The organism is Candidatus Methanoperedens nitratireducens (assembly GCF_000685155.1).
In the GTDB taxonomy this organism is placed as follows: Archaea; Halobacteriota; Methanosarcinia; order Methanosarcinales; family Methanoperedenaceae; genus Methanoperedens; species Methanoperedens nitratireducens.
In genome coordinates this window covers 141995-156638 of record NZ_JMIY01000001.1, presented here as the reverse complement: position 1 = coordinate 156638, position 14644 = coordinate 141995, and the positions used below count along the sequence as shown (strand labels likewise).

Below are 14644 nucleotides of genomic sequence, written 5' to 3'. Positions count from 1 at the left end.
ATTCATTTTGCATGTGCTTGGATAACATTCAGAGCAGCAGGACTTTTCGGATAGGCTCTTAATGCATGGGATCTGCTAATGATATACCTATTTATTTGTATTTTATACAACAGAAAACAAATATATATGGGTCGCTATATGTAATGCTCATTAACTAAAGATTCCATTATCCAGCGCTCAAACATCGGCGCAGGCACAAGGAAGTGCCCGACTGCGGCTATATCTTAAAATATTAATGAGATCGACATGGACAAGAAAGAAGTAATAACAAAAATAAGAGAAATAATATCCAGATTTGATTATGTGGAAATAGCATATATCTTCGGCTCTTTCCTGGAAAGTGACAAATTTAACGATATAGATGTGGCTTTAGTAGTTTCTAAAGGATTAAATTCATATAGAAGATTCAAATTTGCTATGGAGGTCGCAAGAGAGTTGGAAAGAGCAATTAAGCCGAGATTTGAATTTGATGTAAAGATACTGAATTATTCTTCAGTAGAATTCCAACACGAGGTACTGAAAAAGGGGAAGGTTATATTTGTGAGGGATGAAAATAAAAGAATTGAGTATGAATCTAAACTTATTTCGACTTATCTTGATCTTAAAGTAATGTATGATTTTTTAGACAGAAAATTTTTAGCGAGGGTTTAGTATGAGGATTTTAACTTATCTGAGGGAGTTAAACGATGCTTTGACAGATTGGGAGAAGTATCAGAAGATCTCAATCGAAGAACTAAGAGCAGATAGAGATAAAAGAAACATGGTGCTACATGCGATGCTGGTAAGCATTCAGGCATCAATAGATATTGCTACATATATAATTGCGCAAAGAGGTCTTGAGAAACCCTCTACCTATAGAGAAACTTTCGAAATTCTTGGGAGACAAGGGTTAATTTCCAAAGAACTTGCAGATGAACTTTCAGACCTGGCGGGTTTCAGAAATGTTTTAGTACATATATACTGGGGATTAAATCTCGATGAGGTTTATGGTGTTTTGCAGAACGATTTGAGAGTATTAAAAGAGTATATCACGTATGTTAAGAAGTTGCTGCCTGAGGAATCATGACAATGAATTTAATAATTTCTGAACCTGAAAAAAAGATAAAGGAACTTAGAATAAAAGTTAAAGAAACAACAGAAAGGGAGCTAATCAGGGAAGCGCTCAGGGCAAGGAGTTTTTCAGGTATAGAAACCCTTCGCCAGGGTATGAACTTAATCGATTTTGCTCTGCGTGCAAAAAAGGTGATGCATGCGAACAATCGATGAAATTTTAAAGCTCGTATGTAATTTCCTGAATGAGAACAATATAGACTATGTGATCGTTGGGGGATTTGCGGTTTTATTCTACGGCAATCCAAGGACAACTATGGATATCGATTATGTTATCCAGCTTGTTGATGAAGATATACCAATATTGATCAAATTTTTGCAGGAAAACGGTTTCTATGCAGATGAGGACGACATGCGCGCTGCGCTCAAAGAGAAATCCCACTGTACTGTTGAGGATAAGGAAACGATGTTCAGGCTGGATATCAAAGGAGTTTACAGTGAGATGGATGAAAGGGTGCTCAGGAATAAAAGGAAGCTCAAATTCAACGATACTACAGTCTATCTAGCATCGCCAGAGGACACAATTGCAAATAAGCTACTGTTTGGAAGAGAGCAGGACCTGGAAGATGCTCTTGGGATATATGTAAGGCAGTATGGTACTCTGGATATGGAATATTTAGAAGGCATATGCAAAAAGACTGGGGTATATGATGCCTTTCAGTGTTTAAGAAAGAGGTATGAAAAGTACGAGAATAAATACGGTGATAAATATGCCAGGTAAAATTGAGGGCAGGATGTATAAGGTTGCGGTGGTGCCCAGGGAGATCAGGGCAGGGCTTGCGGAGATATTGTAAAAGACCTCTTCAAATCCACCGGGTTAAAATCATTGCTATTAACGCGGCATACGGTACTGTAATATTATCCTGCTTACTAACAGCACCGGCCAGCATCCCGAAAACACCTCCGACTATAGCTATGGGACCGGCAAAATAAAAACCTGCAAATGATGCCGCTATAAGACCTGATATTGAGCCTTCCCATGATTTATTCTTATTAAACGGGAGTTTATGCCTCCCGTATCTTTTGCCTATAACTCCTGCAGACCCGTCCCCTGCGGCAAGAATCGCAATGGCTGCAAAACATATCTTTTCATCGATGAAAAAAGAGAGAGAAAGGAGTGAAAGAATAGATACAAAATATGATAAAGGCTCGATTGAAAATTTCTCTAATTCATGATCTTTATAAACCATGGAGAGAATATCATTGCTTATTTTTGGTTTTAAGGTCTCAATAGTAAGATAAATAATAAACCCGAACATAACCAGGGCGATTGTTTGATTCTTTTCCCAGAATGTGGCTAATACCGGAATAAAGATGCCTGAGATATGGATTACTTTTCGCAGTTGCACAGTAATACCATCTTGTTTCTCAGGTATTAAAACCAGTTTCTTGCTAACAGAGCTTACCAATCAATTAGTAACGGGTGAGAAAACTTTAAACCGTAGTACGGAGAATATAGTATAAAATAGTATAAAACCATAATATAGAGAACTATAAAGATGTGCCTTGCAGTACCAGCCAGAGTAATAGAAGTAAATGGAGACATTGCCATTGTAGAGTTTGGGGGGGCTAAAAGAAAAGTGAATATTACCCTTATAGATACCCCGAATATAGGAGACTACGTGCTTGTGCATGTAGGATACGCCATACAGCGGATGGATCCGGATGAGGCACATGAGACACTGAGAGTATGGGAGGAAATACTGAAGCAATGAAGTTCCTATTCAGGGAAAACCACATCGCCAGACGCGTAGTAGAGCGGATAAAAACCCTGAACCAGCCGGCAAGGATCATGCATGTCTGCGGCACGCATGAACAGACCATAACAAAACACGGGCTAAGAAGCCTCCTGCCTGGGAACATTGAAGTGGTTACAGGGCCGGGATGCCCGGTATGCATAACTCCGGCTCATGAGATAGACGAGGCAATATATTTATCTGAGAATAATATCGTCGCTATATACGGTGATATGTTCCGTGTTCCGGGAACTACACTTTCCCTTTCAAGGAAAAAAGCCGCTGGTGGAGATATAAGAGTTGTCTACAGCCTGCAGGAAGCTACGGATATTGCTATAAAAAACCCGGAAAGAGAGGTAGTATTCTTTGCTATAGGCTTTGAGACCACTGCGCCCATGACCGCCCAGGTTCTTCTTAACAATCCTCCTCGTAACTTCAGCATCCTCTGCTCCCACCGTGTGATACCTCCAGCACTGGACTTCCTGCTCAGAGAGGGAACAGGGATAGACGGGCTCATCGACCCGGGCCATGTATCAACCATAATCGGGGCCAGACCCTATGAGCCGCTCAGCAAAAAATACCATATACCCCAGGTGATCTCGGGATTTGAGCCTCTTGATGTACTGGTATCGATATACATGCTGCTTAAGCAGATAAAAAATGGCGAAGCTAAAGTCGAGAACGAATACACCCGCTCGGTAACCTATAATGGCAACATAAAAGCCCGGGGAATGATGGGAGAAGTGTTCGAAGCAGCAAGCAGGGAATGGAGGGGACTGCCGGTAATACCGGACGCAAGCCTCACGTTAAAAGAAGAATTCGAGAATTTCGATGCCAGGAAAAGATTCGAAATCCCCACCATATCCGACGAATCATGCGGTCTTGATTGCCCTGCATGTAAAGACATAATCAAAGGCATGGGCAGGCCAGAGGATTGTCCCAATTTCAGGAAGACCTGTACTCCTGATAACCCGATAGGCGTATGCATGATATCAACAGAAGGGACATGCAACATCGCATACAGGTACGGGACCAATATTATAGAATAATAGAATAATAGAGAAACTAGCAGATCCTTGGGATCGGGTCTCCGAGTGGAGGTTCAATTATTCTTTTTCCGCCAACTGCGGTATTGAGGATCACTTTCCCTTTATATTTGTCTTTGACTTCTCCTATGATCCGGGCTTTACTTCCAAGCTCTGTGGCTCGGATTGTTTCCAGGACTTCTTCTGCTCTCTCTGGCCTCACGCCTATGATGGCTTTTCCCTCATTGGTTACAACAAGGGGATCGATGCCCAGCATCTCGCTTGCTGCGATCACCTCATCCCTGAGGGGTATACTTTCTTCATCTATCACTATACCTGTGCTGGATTTTCTGGCCCAGTCATTCAAGGCTGCCGATAATCCTCCGCGCGTCGGGTCTCGCATGGCAGTTATACCCCCTATCTTCAGGATTCCCTCTATCATGGGCCAGAGGGGAGCTACGTCTGATTGGAGGGTGGTCTCAAAGCCAAAGCCTTCCCGGAAAGACATGAGTGCAATGCCGTGATCCCCGATAGTCCCTGTCACTATAATCTTATCTCCAACTGCAAGGTTTGAGTCCTTTATAACCTTACCCCTGTCCGCGAACCCGATACCTGTGGTTGTTATCACGATCTTATCTATGGCATTTCTCTGCATCACCTTGGTATCGCCTGTTATCACGCTGATCCCAACCTCCCTGCATGACGCATCCATAGAGTGCATAATTTTTTCAAGATCCTCTGTGAGGAATCCTTCTTCTAATATGACCGCGCTCGCAAGGGCGATAGGTCTTGCGCCCATGACCGAGATATCATTTATTGTCCCGCAGGCTGCAAGCTTCCCTATATCCCCTCCCGGGAAGAATACGGGGGATATGGTGTAGCTGTCCGTGCTTACCACGATCTCTTTATCCCCCAGGGATATTGAAGCGCCATCATCCAGGTCTGCGAGCTCGACCTCTCCAATCCTCCTGCTGGTCAGGTTCTTTAGAATCGATTCGGCTAAGAGCCTGTTCATAAGCTCTCCGCCCGCACCGTGCATCATCTGGATTTCCATAATAATAGATATTAGCAGCTTTATTATCATTTAATCTTTGAGTTAAAGATTAAACGCAGCAAGAGCCGCCTGACCCAGGGATATGCCACCGTCCCCGCACGGTGCCTTATTCTGGGTGAAAAATCCAAATCCCTCCTCAAGAGCTTTTTCTTTCATATACCTGACTATGGCATCATTATAGGCAACACCGCCAGAGATCCCTGTGGAATCAATCCCTCTCATCCTGGCTGCCTGAATTGCAATCTCTGCTAAGCCTTCTGCAAGGGCTTTCTGGGCAGATGCTGCTATATCCTCATACCTGTACTTCTCCCTGGCAAGCAGAACCGCATCAAGCAGTTCAGTCGTATCAAGCACGAATCTATTATCTATTTCTTTAATCACGACCGGTATCTCCACTTTGGCTTCGCCTTTTGAAGCAAAAGCTTCAAGCCTGAGGGCTGGCTCACCCTCATAGGTTCTCTCATGGCAGATACCCAGAACTGCTGAGATCGCATCAAGCACCCTCCCTGTGCTTGATGTCACGGGTGTATTAAACCTCCTCTCGATCTGCCTTAGAACTACATCGATCTCTTCCTCATTCCTGAAGCCTCTTATCCCGATCAATACATCCCTTAGCTCATCAGCCGGGTATTTCCTGGAGAGTATCCCGGCCACCATACGAGATGGATACCGTACAGCAAGATCACCACCAGGCATGAACTGTGGCATAAGACTGCCAGTTCTTTCAAAATCATTTTCTATACCATTTTCTACAGCGAAGACCTCACCTCCCCATACAGTCCCATCCAGACCATAGCCTGCGCCGTCAGAGGCTACGCCCACTATCCTATCAATACCATTCTCTGCCATCAGAGAGGCTATATGGGCATGGTGGTGCTGGCATCTGATAAATCTGGCATCAAACCTGTTAGCAAGTTCCTCCCCCAGCCTTGAGGTATTAAAATGCGGATGCAGGTCAACTGCAACCACATCTATACTCCCGACCCTGTTTATTTCCATGAGATTATGTATGGCATCATCGAGATATTCAAGGGTCTTAAGCCGGGTGGTGTTCCCGACATACTGGGACAGGAACGCTCTTCTGCCTCTGAGGATGCATGCCGTGACATCAAGTTCCGCTCCCAGTGCCAGAATATTTTTTATGCTCTCTCTCCTGAGTTCAACAGGCCGGGGAACAAAACCTCTGGATCTTCGAAGAAAAACTTCCCTGTCAGCGACGACTTTCATAACCGAATCATCGCATCTATTCTTGATCCTTATGTTATGAACTAATGAATACTCAGCCCCGAGCGACAGGATCTCGTCTCTATTTATGGCCATGGGCTCACCGGGGATGTTTGCAGATGTCATAACAAAGGCAGGTTCCTTCGAATAATAGAAAAGAAGGTGATGAATGCCGGAGTAAGGGAGCATAACCCCGATATTGTCAAGCCCTGGTGCGATATGCCCTGAGATTCCGGCACCTGCCCTCTTCCTTAAAGCAACGATTGGCCTCCTGAAGGATTCAAGCAGTCCCTTCTCTATCCGGTTAATATAGGCAAACTTCGCAGCAGTATCGATATCTCTTGCCATTACTGCAAAGGGCTTATACCTCCTGTTAAGTATTGTGCGGATCTTCAAGATCGGCTCATCCTCTGTGGTCCTGGTAACCAGGTGAGTCCCGCCCACACCCTTAATAGCCACGATCTTCCCGTTCTCAATAGCATCAACCGCCTCCTTTATGGGATCCGGGACATCAAGCTTCTCTTCATCTCTATATAATTCGTACTCTGGTCCACAGTCAGGACAGCAGGTCGGCTCTGCTCTGAATTTTCTGTCTTCAACATCCAGATACTCATGTGCACATGCCCTGCACATCGGGAAATCCCTCATGGTTGTTTTCTCACGGTCGTAGGGAAACGTCTCAATAGTTGTAAAACGGGGACCGCAGTCCATGCAGACAGTGAAAGGATATAGATATCTCCTGTTAGTCTTATCAAAAATGTCCTTTACACATGATTTACATACGGCTATATCAGGGGGGATAATCGAGTTACCTTCTGTATCTCCCCGGCTTTTCAGGATAACAAAATCTTCAAATCTCTCACCTGTCTCTGTATCTATTACAGTAATTCCCTGGATATCGGCCATCGGGGGGTGCTCCCACCTGAGCCTCTCCAGGAAGTCCTGAATGTTTCTCTCATCTCCATCAAGGAGAAGCTCAACGCTATTGCCGGCATTTCTTATATAGCCATTGAGGCCATGCTTCTTTGCAGTCCTGTAAACAAAGGGTCTGAACCCCACACCCTGCACGATTCCTGTAACAATTACTCTGCTTTGAGACATTAGATATTTCTATTTTAAGTTAATCGGGTCAGAAGATCTCAATATTGGAACTAACCCGATATCATTATTATAATGAAAGTATGGCTTAAATAATTTTCGATAACCAGGGCTGTGGGACAGAATCAGGAGGGAGACAAATATTGAATTGAAAAACATAAAAATTCAATCTACAGTTATGAGGTTTCTAATGTAATGGATAGCTATAGCCAGGTTTAATAAATAAAAATTTATTAAAATGTTTGAGTAATTTGGCGAATGGTCTCCGGCTAACCGTAAGATTTATCAACTCTTATTACATTCAACCACCCTGATTGATCTATCAGCATTATAACAAATACTATGCTGTTAGGTTACTTGTATTCAAGAAGGAGATGTGTATTACTGTTAGCTGCAAAAGGTACCCCCTTTAGATCAGCGGATAGTATCTGAAATGAAGATTGTAAAACAATTTACAGTTAAAGATGATCTAACGGAAGAAGAGGTTCAATCAGGTCTGAGGAGTGCTATCAAAGACGGCTTAACCTCCCAGGCGATGACTACATTGACAAGCGGGGTTTTCCTTGTAGCCTTTGCGTTGAAGCTTGGAGCTTCTAACATGGTTATAGGAGTCCTTGCTGCTGTTCCATTTTTAGCGCAACTTATCCAGATTCCCTCTATCTATCTGGTAGAGAAGTACAGGATCAGGCGGGCGATCTGTGTATATTCGATCGCCTTAAGTAGAATATTCTGGCTTGTAATCGCCCTGATACCGTTCCTGTTCTCCATTGAGACAGGATTGATAGTTCTCATTATAGCGCTATTTTTACATTCAGCGCTCGGCGGTGTCGGAGGATGTGGATGGAACTCCTGGATGCGGGACCTGGTGCCGCATGACCGTCTGGGTTCATTTTTCTCAAAACGTATGAGCCTGGCTGCTATAGTGGGAAGTATTCTCAGCCTGGCTGCTGCATTTTATATAGATCGCTGGAAGAACATATTTCCTGAGTATGAGCTATATGGCTATTCGGCTCTTTTTTTCTTCGGGTTCCTTGCAGGTATGCTTGGCGTTTACTTCGTATCAACAATACCTGAACCCAGCATGGCAAAGTTAGAGAAAAGACAGAAATTTCTCAATCTGATCTCACAGCCTTTCAAGGACGTCAATTTCAGGAACCTTATTATGTCTCTGGGTCCGTGGAATTTTGCTGTCAATCTGGCAACTCCCTTTTTTATTGTCTACATGCTTAAGAGCCTGGAGTTGAGCATGTCGTTTATCATCACCCTAACGGTACTGAGCCAGATAACAAATCTTGCATTTCTACGGATATGGGGAAGGTATTCAGACCGTTTCAGTAATAAATCCGTTCTTACCATCTGCGGCTCTTTATTCATGCTGTGTGTTCTCGCCTGGACCTTTACAACCATGCCCGGAAAATACATACTAACCATACCGCTACTGATAACTATACACGTCTTTATGGGAATCTCTACAGCAGGGGTTGCCCTTACTTCAGGGAACATCGGATTTAAACTGGCGCCAAAAGGACAGGCAACAGCCTATTTATCTTCTTTAGGTATTGTCAATTCGCTATCAGCAGGCACAGCACCTATCTTAGGGGGCATTTTTGCAGATTTCTTTACAGAACGTCAACTCTCCTGGACGCTGAGCTGGAAGAGCCCTGGGAATGAGTTGCTTTTTCAAACACTGGACTTGCAGTCATGGGAATTCTTCTTTTTCTTCGCATTTCTGATCGGTCTATATGCCATCTACCGATTAACCAAGGTAGAAGAACCCGGAGAGGTCGAGGAGAAGGTAATCATCTATGAATTTATCTACGATACGGGAAGATTAGCCAAAAATATACACTCGAGAATAAGTAAACTCCAATCCCAATTTGCTCTACTTGCGGTTATAAATTCCAGAAAGAGGCTAAAATAGGGAACATGTCCGAGGCATCAGTATATCATCTCCCCGTTTATAAACGCTGATGATCTGGCATCAAGAGGTGATGAGAATATCCCCTCTTTACTGTTGACTTCAATCAATTCTCCGTTTAGCAGTATGCCCACCCTGTCAGCAATGCGCTTTACCTGGTATATATTGTGTGTTGCGATAACGATGGTCGTACCATGCTCGCTGCGTATTCGCTTTATTATCTCCTCTATTTTAGCCACGTTGGCTGGATCAAGGTTAGCAGTCGGCTCATCAAGAAGAAGGACATCGGGGTCATATACAATAGCCCGTGCAAAAGCCATGCGCTGTGCTTCCCCTCCTGAGAGGGTCAAGGCCTTTTGCTTCTCCTTACCTGCAAGTCCAACTATACTTAATGCATTTCCTACCTTTTTCTCTATAGTATCCTTATCCGCTTTGCGGATCTTCAATCCATACGCCACATTATCAAATACGGATGTATTGAAGACAGCAGGTGTCTGGAAAAGCATCGACATTCTGCGCCTGATATTATTTTTTTCCCCGAATGTGCTGTTGTTTAACAGCATCCCCCCAAACATCAGGTCTCCACTGGCAGGATCATCAAAAAGGTTCAGGATGCGAAGAAGTGTGGTCTTTCCAGCCCCGCTTGGCCCCATCAGGGCGAATAATTCACCCCTGTATATTGTCAGGCCTATGTTCTTTAATATATCTTTTTTTCCAATGGACATACAGAGATCTTCTATCCTGAACAGCTCCTCTTCCAGCTCAATCCCTCCTCTGGATAAGGTTAGCCAGCAGGTTCACAGATAGATTAAGGGAGATAAGGATTATCCCAAGAGCAATGGATGTTGAAATATCGCCTTTGCTTGTCTCTGATGTTATCGCAGTGGTAAGCGTACGCGTGTAAGAGAGCCCTTCACCTATTCCACCGATACTGCCTGTGTATGCGATATTTCCGCCCACAATGAGAATTGCCCCCACCTCTGCAAGCGCCCTTCCAAGTCCTGCAAGTATGGCTGTGATGATGCCTGATTTTGCCTCTCTCAGGGTAACAATGATAGCATCCATCTCCCTGCCTCCGAGGGTGTAAACTGTCTCTATTATCGATCCAGGGACTGCTTTTATTGCTGCAAGTGAAATGCCTGTTATTATCGGCGTGACAAGGATGTACTGGGCAATGATCATAGCCTCTGGCGTAAATATCATTCTGAGGAACCCGAGCGGACCTGCTGGCACAAGCATCACAAAGATAAAGAGTCCAACAAAAACCGGGGGCAAACCCATACCTGTATTTACAAGTGTAATCAATACCTGCCTTCCCCTGAAATCCAGGAAGGATAAAGCAAATGCCAGTGGTATGGCAGTAAGGGCTGCAAGTATAGTTGCAGTACCTGATACCCTGATAGAGACGCCTGTTATGCTCAGTACATAGGGATCTAAACCGATTATCAGGTCAAACGCTTTGATGATCCCTTCAAATAGAAAATCAACGCTGCTCACGATTCACTTATCCGAAGCATCGGCTGCGGGAATGAAAAGCCCTTCTCCGTATCTATCTTTTCCATAGTCTCTTATAATATCCTGCGCTGAAGCAGAGGTCAAAAAATCAACGTATCTCTTTGCAAGTTCATATTTCACATCCTGGAACCTATCAGGGTTCACGGCCATGATATGGTATGGATTGAAAAGATACTCTTTATCAGATTCAAAAAGTATTCTCAGTTTTATCCTGTCCTTCATTGCAAGGTATGTGCCTCTATCGGAAAGGGTGTAGCCTTCCATGATCTCGGCTGTTGTTATAGTGTCGCCCATGCCTTTGCCTGCCGATTTATACCATGCTCCGGCAGGTGTTATGTTTGCTGCTTTCCAGATGGATTTTTCCATCTTATGCGTGCCTGATTCATCACCGCGCGAGATGAATGGCGCTTTTATGGCAGCGATCCGACCGAAAGCATCAGTTGCATTCTCTGCATCTCTTATCCCTGCAGGGTCGCTCACAGGTCCGATTATTATGAAATAGTTATACATTACGTAACTGCGGTCGATGAAGCTCCCGTTGGCTACCGCTTTTAGTTCAGATCTCACATCGTGAACCATCACCGCATCTGCGCCACCGAGCTCCCCTGTGGCAATGGCTTTACCTGTGCCCTGGCAGATAGTTAATACCTTTACGTTATTTGCCTCCTCGAACCTCTTGTTGAGAATGTCCAGTAACCCTGTATCACAGGTGGAGGTTGTGGTAGATAGACGCAACTCCTCGGCTGTCGATACAGTCTGAGATGTATTCCCTGTTAGTGTCTGCTGGATACAGCCCGAAAGTAAAGAGAGCAGAATTGAAAACAGTATTATCTTTGCGAACAGATTTTTCATATTATCACCTTATGTTCGCTCAAACATAACGCACATTAATAAAGATTTCGAAAAAATTGCACTTTATTCATATAAAATGCAAAGAGGGAAAGGTCATTCTTTTCCTATCATCACTTCTGTTGCTTTTACGATTGCCACTGCTTTATCATCTTTTTTGATGTCCAGGGCATCAGCAGCCTCTTTTGTTATAACTGCAGTTATCGTTGTTGGTTCAATAGAGATTTTGATGCTTGCAATAAGACCCTCTTTCTTAACCTCAATTATTTTACCTCTCATCTGGTTCCTTGCAGAGATTTTCAACCCTATCACCTCCCAGAAAGTATTGTCATAAACGGTCTGTGCAAGTATATTCTGATATGTATTATATGTATCAAGTAAGCTTATTGCTTTTTCGGTCAGAGATGTGCCCTGAGCTTTTCCACCGCGTTTTTTTATTATTATAGGCTCACCCACGCTTTCTTCAATTTCTTTTAGCATGAGCCAGGCATGCTTGTATGAGATTTTTACTTTTTTACATGCTTTGTTCAGCGAACCTTCTTCTTCAATAGCCTTCAGGAGGGCCGCCTTTCCATCTCCCATGATTGGCTCATCTTTGTTGTCTGCCAGCCATAATTTTGCTTTAACCTGTGTTCGTTCCATTGTGATTTCTTTTAAAAGAACACAGCTATAAATAAACCTTCCGAAAGCTGTTATTAGCCAGCGGCTATCTTTTATATACGAGCACTCCAGCCAGTGCTGCCAGTATGCCTATCAGGACATACCCAAAGCCTCTCATTTCAAAGAATGTATCAATACCGGTTGCTATTCCCCAGAGAGTCAAGAAGAACCCGGTGCCGATGAGTGCGATAGAAACTCCAATCGAGAATAATCTCTGACTGGATTTCTGCACACCATCTGCTATGCCATCGCCAATCGCCTCACTTGTAAGCTTTTGTGCCTCGCTGGAGAATCGCTGTATAACCAATCTTGAAAGGCTGCTTATAAGTTCTATTATGTCTGGCACAGGCACACCGGGCACACTAGCTTTTCCTGGACATTAAGTAGCCAAGAGTGAGTCCACCGAAGAATGCTGCTCCCATGCAGGCAAAAGGTTTCTCCTTGATCCTCTCCTCAGCTCTATATTTTTGCTCAACAAGTGCGCTGGATAGTACATCCATTCTACCTTTTCCCTCAAGAAGTGCCCTTGATAGCTCATCTATTTTATCGCTTAAGGTTTTTAACGCCGCCGCTATGTCCTCTTCTTCCATAAAACATCCTACTATCTAATTTTTTGAAGGCTGCAAAGAGATCTTATCCTATCTACGCTTACCTTTCCTGGACATCAGGTAGCCAAGAGCTAATCCCCCGAAGAATGCCCCCCCCATATAAGTAAAAGGCTTCTTACTGACTTTCTCCATAGCTCTACCCCTTTTCTCAGCAAGTGCACCAGATAGCTCACCCATTCTCTCACCCATTCTCTCACCCACTCTACCTTTTTTCTCAACAAGCACATCGGATAGCTCATCCATTCTTGCGCTTAAAGTCTTTAGCTTAGCCGCTACATCAGCTTCTTCCATAAAAACCTCCCACTAAGTCTATGTCATATGTATACTTAAGTTTTTCTCAGTTTATATAGAAAGAGGTTATGGGATTGGTATATTTTCTATTCTATCTCAAGCCCTCTTACCCGGATTCCCTCTTCAACTATTTTTCCCACGATCTTTCCACCCAGCATCCTTGAGGCCTGATCGGCTTCTCTCTCTGGCAGCACGATTACAAAACCCATGCCCATATTAAATGTCTTATACATCTCATGCTCTTCCACTCCACCTTCCTGCTGCAGGAAGGTGAAGATTGGTTGCGGTTCTAGTGGGTCCGTGATATCGAACCCATATCTGGTGATGCGGTGAAGCTTCATAAGGCCGCCACCGGTTATATGCGCAAGGCCATGGATGTCGAACCTGTTGACTGCATCGAGTACTTCAATATATATCCTTGTGGGAGTTAATAACTCATCCCCAATGGTAGTATCTGTGTTGCATGGGAATGGATTCAAGTATGAGTAGCCTGCCTCTTTTATAATCCTGCGTACCAGGGAATACCCATTGCTATGTACGCCTGTTGATGGGAGTCCGATAACAGCATCCCCCGGTTCTATACGCTCACCTGTAATGACCCTATCCTTTTTTACCATTCCAAGACAGGTACCTGCAAGATCAAAGCCATTGACAATATCAGGAAGGGTTGCGGTCTCACCTCCAACGATAGTTATCCTTGAGATCCGGGCACCTTTTTCCAGCCCCTCCCCGATCTGTCTCATGATCTCATCATCAGCTTCACTTATGGCAATATAATCCACGAACGCAAGAGGTTCTATGCCCATTGCCAGAAGGTCGTTTACATTCATGGCAATGCAGTCAATCCCGATTGTGTTCCATCTTTTCATCTCATTTGCGATCAGTACCTTTGATCCCACTCCATCCATGGTAAGCGCAAGAGCATACTCGCCAAAATCGATAAGGCCAGCGTAATGACCCACATCGGTTATAGGAGCCCCAAAACCTCTACGTTTATAAGTAAGCTGTTTTGTCAGGGCTGAGATTGCTCTATTCTCCTGCTGGATATCAACACCGGATTTTGCATAGGTTAAAGCCATAAATCGCTCAATAAAGGTGATTATATAAAGATTTTATGATTAGGAATAGGAAAGAGCAGGCAATGGGTGGAGTTGGGAGTGACATATAAAATAGTCGCCTGCTCACGATCATAATAATGAGCATAAATTATATAAAACTTTTGGCTAAACGAAAAGTTATTTGGCGAATTGGCACAGAAAGGATGAAATTATGAGCCCACTCGAAAAGTTATTTGGTAAAACAGCACAGCTAACCGTGCTGGAATATCTTATGAAAAATAAAGAAGAAATTAATTATTTATCAGGAATTGCGCAGGGTACGGGATTATACCATTCCAGCGTGGCAAGAGTACTTGAGCCTCTTCTGGAGAATAACATAGTTATTGAGAAAAAGATCGGAAAGCAGATTCGAACATTCTCTTTAAATGAAGAGCATGAAGCCACAAAGCTTCTTATAACATTTTATGAGGGATTAAAACCAGTAATGGGCGACTGATT

The 14644-nt window shown here is 43.7% G+C and carries 19 protein-coding genes; 8 read left to right on the top strand and 11 right to left on the bottom strand.

All coding sequences use genetic code 11. The features are described 5' to 3' along the window. Nucleotides 1–246: 246 nt before the first annotated feature. Genes mntA through ANME2D_RS00790 form a run of 4 tightly spaced genes read left to right on the top strand, consistent with a single transcriptional unit; the run spans nucleotide 247 to nucleotide 1831 of the window. On the top strand, nucleotides 247–651 hold the full coding sequence (mntA, locus tag ANME2D_RS00805; protein ID WP_048088297.1) for a type VII toxin-antitoxin system MntA family adenylyltransferase antitoxin: 405 nt from the start codon (nucleotides 247–249) through the stop codon (nucleotides 649–651). A 1-nt stretch (nucleotide 652) separates the two neighbouring features. Then, nucleotides 653–1066 carry a type VII toxin-antitoxin system HepT family RNase toxin gene (gene hepT / locus ANME2D_RS00800; protein ID WP_048088296.1) on the top strand — a complete coding sequence of 138 codons (414 nt, stop codon included), beginning with the start codon at nucleotides 653–655 and terminating at the stop codon, nucleotides 1064–1066. Nucleotides 1067–1068: 2 nt separating this feature from the next. Next, the gene (locus ANME2D_RS00795; protein WP_157833889.1) at nucleotides 1069–1266 is read left to right on the top strand and encodes a hypothetical protein; all 198 of its coding nucleotides are present in this window, start codon (nucleotides 1069–1071) and stop codon (nucleotides 1264–1266) included. Next, a complete protein-coding gene (locus ANME2D_RS00790; protein WP_048088294.1) occupies nucleotides 1250–1831 on the top strand; it encodes a DUF6036 family nucleotidyltransferase in 582 nt (193 codons plus the stop codon). Before ANME2D_RS00795 ends, ANME2D_RS00790 begins: the two co-directional genes overlap by 17 nt. Nucleotides 1832–1913: 82 nt before the next feature. Here the strand turns inward: ANME2D_RS00790 and ANME2D_RS16625 are convergent, their stop codons facing one another. Next, the gene (locus tag ANME2D_RS16625; RefSeq protein ID WP_157833888.1) at nucleotides 1914–2519 is read right to left on the bottom strand and encodes a diacylglycerol/polyprenol kinase family protein; all 606 of its coding nucleotides are present in this window, start codon (nucleotides 2517–2519) and stop codon (nucleotides 1914–1916) included. A gap of 90 nt (nucleotides 2520–2609) precedes the next feature. Here ANME2D_RS16625 and ANME2D_RS00780 point away from each other — a divergent pair, with 90 nt between their 5' ends. Together ANME2D_RS00780 and hypD are read left to right on the top strand one after the other, a co-directional pair. Further along, nucleotides 2610–2825, top strand: coding sequence for a HypC/HybG/HupF family hydrogenase formation chaperone (locus ANME2D_RS00780; RefSeq protein WP_048088293.1), 216 nt, complete (start codon nucleotides 2610–2612; stop codon nucleotides 2823–2825). Then, on the top strand, nucleotides 2822–3895 hold the full coding sequence (gene hypD / locus ANME2D_RS00775; RefSeq protein ID WP_048088292.1) for a hydrogenase formation protein HypD: 1074 nt from the start codon (nucleotides 2822–2824) through the stop codon (nucleotides 3893–3895). Before ANME2D_RS00780 ends, hypD begins: the two co-directional genes overlap by 4 nt. A gap of 16 nt (nucleotides 3896–3911) precedes the next feature. On the opposite strand, the gene hypE is transcribed toward hypD, so the two are convergent. After that, entirely contained in the window at nucleotides 3912–4925 is a 1014-nt protein-coding gene (hypE, locus tag ANME2D_RS00770; protein ID WP_048089212.1) for a hydrogenase expression/formation protein HypE, read from the bottom strand. Nucleotides 4926–4967: 42 nt separating this feature from the next. Further along, complete coding sequence (hypF, locus tag ANME2D_RS00765; RefSeq protein WP_048088291.1) at nucleotides 4968–7250, bottom strand: carbamoyltransferase HypF; 2283 nt, start codon at nucleotides 7248–7250, stop codon at nucleotides 4968–4970. Between the two features lie 430 nt (nucleotides 7251–7680). Here hypF and ANME2D_RS00760 point away from each other — a divergent pair, with 430 nt between their 5' ends. Then, on the top strand, nucleotides 7681–9168 hold the full coding sequence (locus ANME2D_RS00760) for an MFS transporter (RefSeq protein WP_052368492.1): 1488 nt from the start codon (nucleotides 7681–7683) through the stop codon (nucleotides 9166–9168). Nucleotides 9169–9185: 17 nt separating this feature from the next. On the opposite strand, the gene ANME2D_RS00755 is transcribed toward ANME2D_RS00760, so the two are convergent. From ANME2D_RS00755 to purM, 8 genes are all read right to left on the bottom strand, one after another. Then, the gene (locus ANME2D_RS00755) at nucleotides 9186–9890 is read right to left on the bottom strand and encodes an ABC transporter ATP-binding protein (protein WP_048088290.1); all 705 of its coding nucleotides are present in this window, start codon (nucleotides 9888–9890) and stop codon (nucleotides 9186–9188) included. A gap of 37 nt (nucleotides 9891–9927) precedes the next feature. Continuing rightward, nucleotides 9928–10662 carry an ABC transporter permease gene (locus ANME2D_RS00750; RefSeq protein WP_198527320.1) on the bottom strand — a complete coding sequence of 245 codons (735 nt, stop codon included), beginning with the start codon at nucleotides 10660–10662 and terminating at the stop codon, nucleotides 9928–9930. Nucleotides 10663–10665: 3 nt separating this feature from the next. Then, nucleotides 10666–11532: a substrate-binding domain-containing protein gene (locus tag ANME2D_RS00745; RefSeq protein ID WP_052368491.1), complete on the bottom strand. Its 867-nt coding sequence runs from the start codon at nucleotides 11530–11532 to the stop codon at nucleotides 10666–10668. A gap of 93 nt (nucleotides 11533–11625) precedes the next feature. After that, nucleotides 11626–12171, bottom strand: a complete 546-nt coding sequence (locus ANME2D_RS00740; protein ID WP_048088289.1) for a TOBE domain-containing protein — start codon at nucleotides 12169–12171, stop codon at nucleotides 11626–11628. 64 nt (nucleotides 12172–12235) lie between these two features. Further along, the gene (locus tag ANME2D_RS00735; protein WP_157833887.1) at nucleotides 12236–12535 is read right to left on the bottom strand and encodes a hypothetical protein; all 300 of its coding nucleotides are present in this window, start codon (nucleotides 12533–12535) and stop codon (nucleotides 12236–12238) included. 16 nt (nucleotides 12536–12551) lie between these two features. Then, nucleotides 12552–12779: a hypothetical protein gene (locus ANME2D_RS00730; RefSeq protein ID WP_048088287.1), complete on the bottom strand. Its 228-nt coding sequence runs from the start codon at nucleotides 12777–12779 to the stop codon at nucleotides 12552–12554. A gap of 48 nt (nucleotides 12780–12827) precedes the next feature. Beyond that, complete coding sequence (locus tag ANME2D_RS00725) at nucleotides 12828–13088, bottom strand: hypothetical protein (protein WP_048088286.1); 261 nt, start codon at nucleotides 13086–13088, stop codon at nucleotides 12828–12830. Nucleotides 13089–13174: 86 nt separating this feature from the next. Beyond that, nucleotides 13175–14167, bottom strand: a complete 993-nt coding sequence (gene purM / locus ANME2D_RS00720; RefSeq protein ID WP_048088285.1) for a phosphoribosylformylglycinamidine cyclo-ligase — start codon at nucleotides 14165–14167, stop codon at nucleotides 13175–13177. Nucleotides 14168–14357: 190 nt separating this feature from the next. Between purM and ANME2D_RS00715 the strand changes: the two genes are divergently transcribed. After that, a complete protein-coding gene (locus ANME2D_RS00715) occupies nucleotides 14358–14642 on the top strand; it encodes a hypothetical protein (protein ID WP_048088284.1) in 285 nt (94 codons plus the stop codon). Nucleotides 14643–14644: the final 2 nt, after the last annotated feature.

Coding starts and splice junctions, on each gene's coding strand:
- hypE (WP_048089212.1), bottom strand. CDS start 4,925: ATGGAAATCCAGATGATGCACGGTGCGGGCGGAGAGCTTATGAACAGG.
- mntA (WP_048088297.1), top strand. CDS start 247: ATGGACAAGAAAGAAGTAATAACAAAAATAAGAGAAATAATATCCAGA.
- hypD (WP_048088292.1), top strand. CDS start 2,822: ATGAAGTTCCTATTCAGGGAAAACCACATCGCCAGACGCGTAGTAGAG.
- hepT (WP_048088296.1), top strand. CDS start 653: ATGAGGATTTTAACTTATCTGAGGGAGTTAAACGATGCTTTGACAGAT.
- ANME2D_RS00730 (WP_048088287.1), bottom strand. CDS start 12,779: ATGGAAGAAGAGGACATAGCGGCGGCGTTAAAAACCTTAAGCGATAAA.
- ANME2D_RS00725 (WP_048088286.1), bottom strand. CDS start 13,088: ATGGAAGAAGCTGATGTAGCGGCTAAGCTAAAGACTTTAAGCGCAAGA.
- ANME2D_RS00755 (WP_048088290.1), bottom strand. CDS start 9,890: ATGTCCATTGGAAAAAAAGATATATTAAAGAACATAGGCCTGACAATA.
- ANME2D_RS00715 (WP_048088284.1), top strand. CDS start 14,358: ATGAGCCCACTCGAAAAGTTATTTGGTAAAACAGCACAGCTAACCGTG.
- ANME2D_RS00795 (WP_157833889.1), top strand. CDS start 1,069: ATGAATTTAATAATTTCTGAACCTGAAAAAAAGATAAAGGAACTTAGA.
- purM (WP_048088285.1), bottom strand. CDS start 14,167: ATGGCTTTAACCTATGCAAAATCCGGTGTTGATATCCAGCAGGAGAAT.
- ANME2D_RS00760 (WP_052368492.1), top strand. CDS start 7,681: ATGAAGATTGTAAAACAATTTACAGTTAAAGATGATCTAACGGAAGAA.
- hypF (WP_048088291.1), bottom strand. CDS start 7,250: ATGTCTCAAAGCAGAGTAATTGTTACAGGAATCGTGCAGGGTGTGGGG.
- ANME2D_RS00745 (WP_052368491.1), bottom strand. CDS start 11,532: ATGAAAAATCTGTTCGCAAAGATAATACTGTTTTCAATTCTGCTCTCT.
- ANME2D_RS00740 (WP_048088289.1), bottom strand. CDS start 12,171: ATGGAACGAACACAGGTTAAAGCAAAATTATGGCTGGCAGACAACAAA.
- ANME2D_RS00780 (WP_048088293.1), top strand. CDS start 2,610: ATGTGCCTTGCAGTACCAGCCAGAGTAATAGAAGTAAATGGAGACATT.
- ANME2D_RS00790 (WP_048088294.1), top strand. CDS start 1,250: ATGCGAACAATCGATGAAATTTTAAAGCTCGTATGTAATTTCCTGAAT.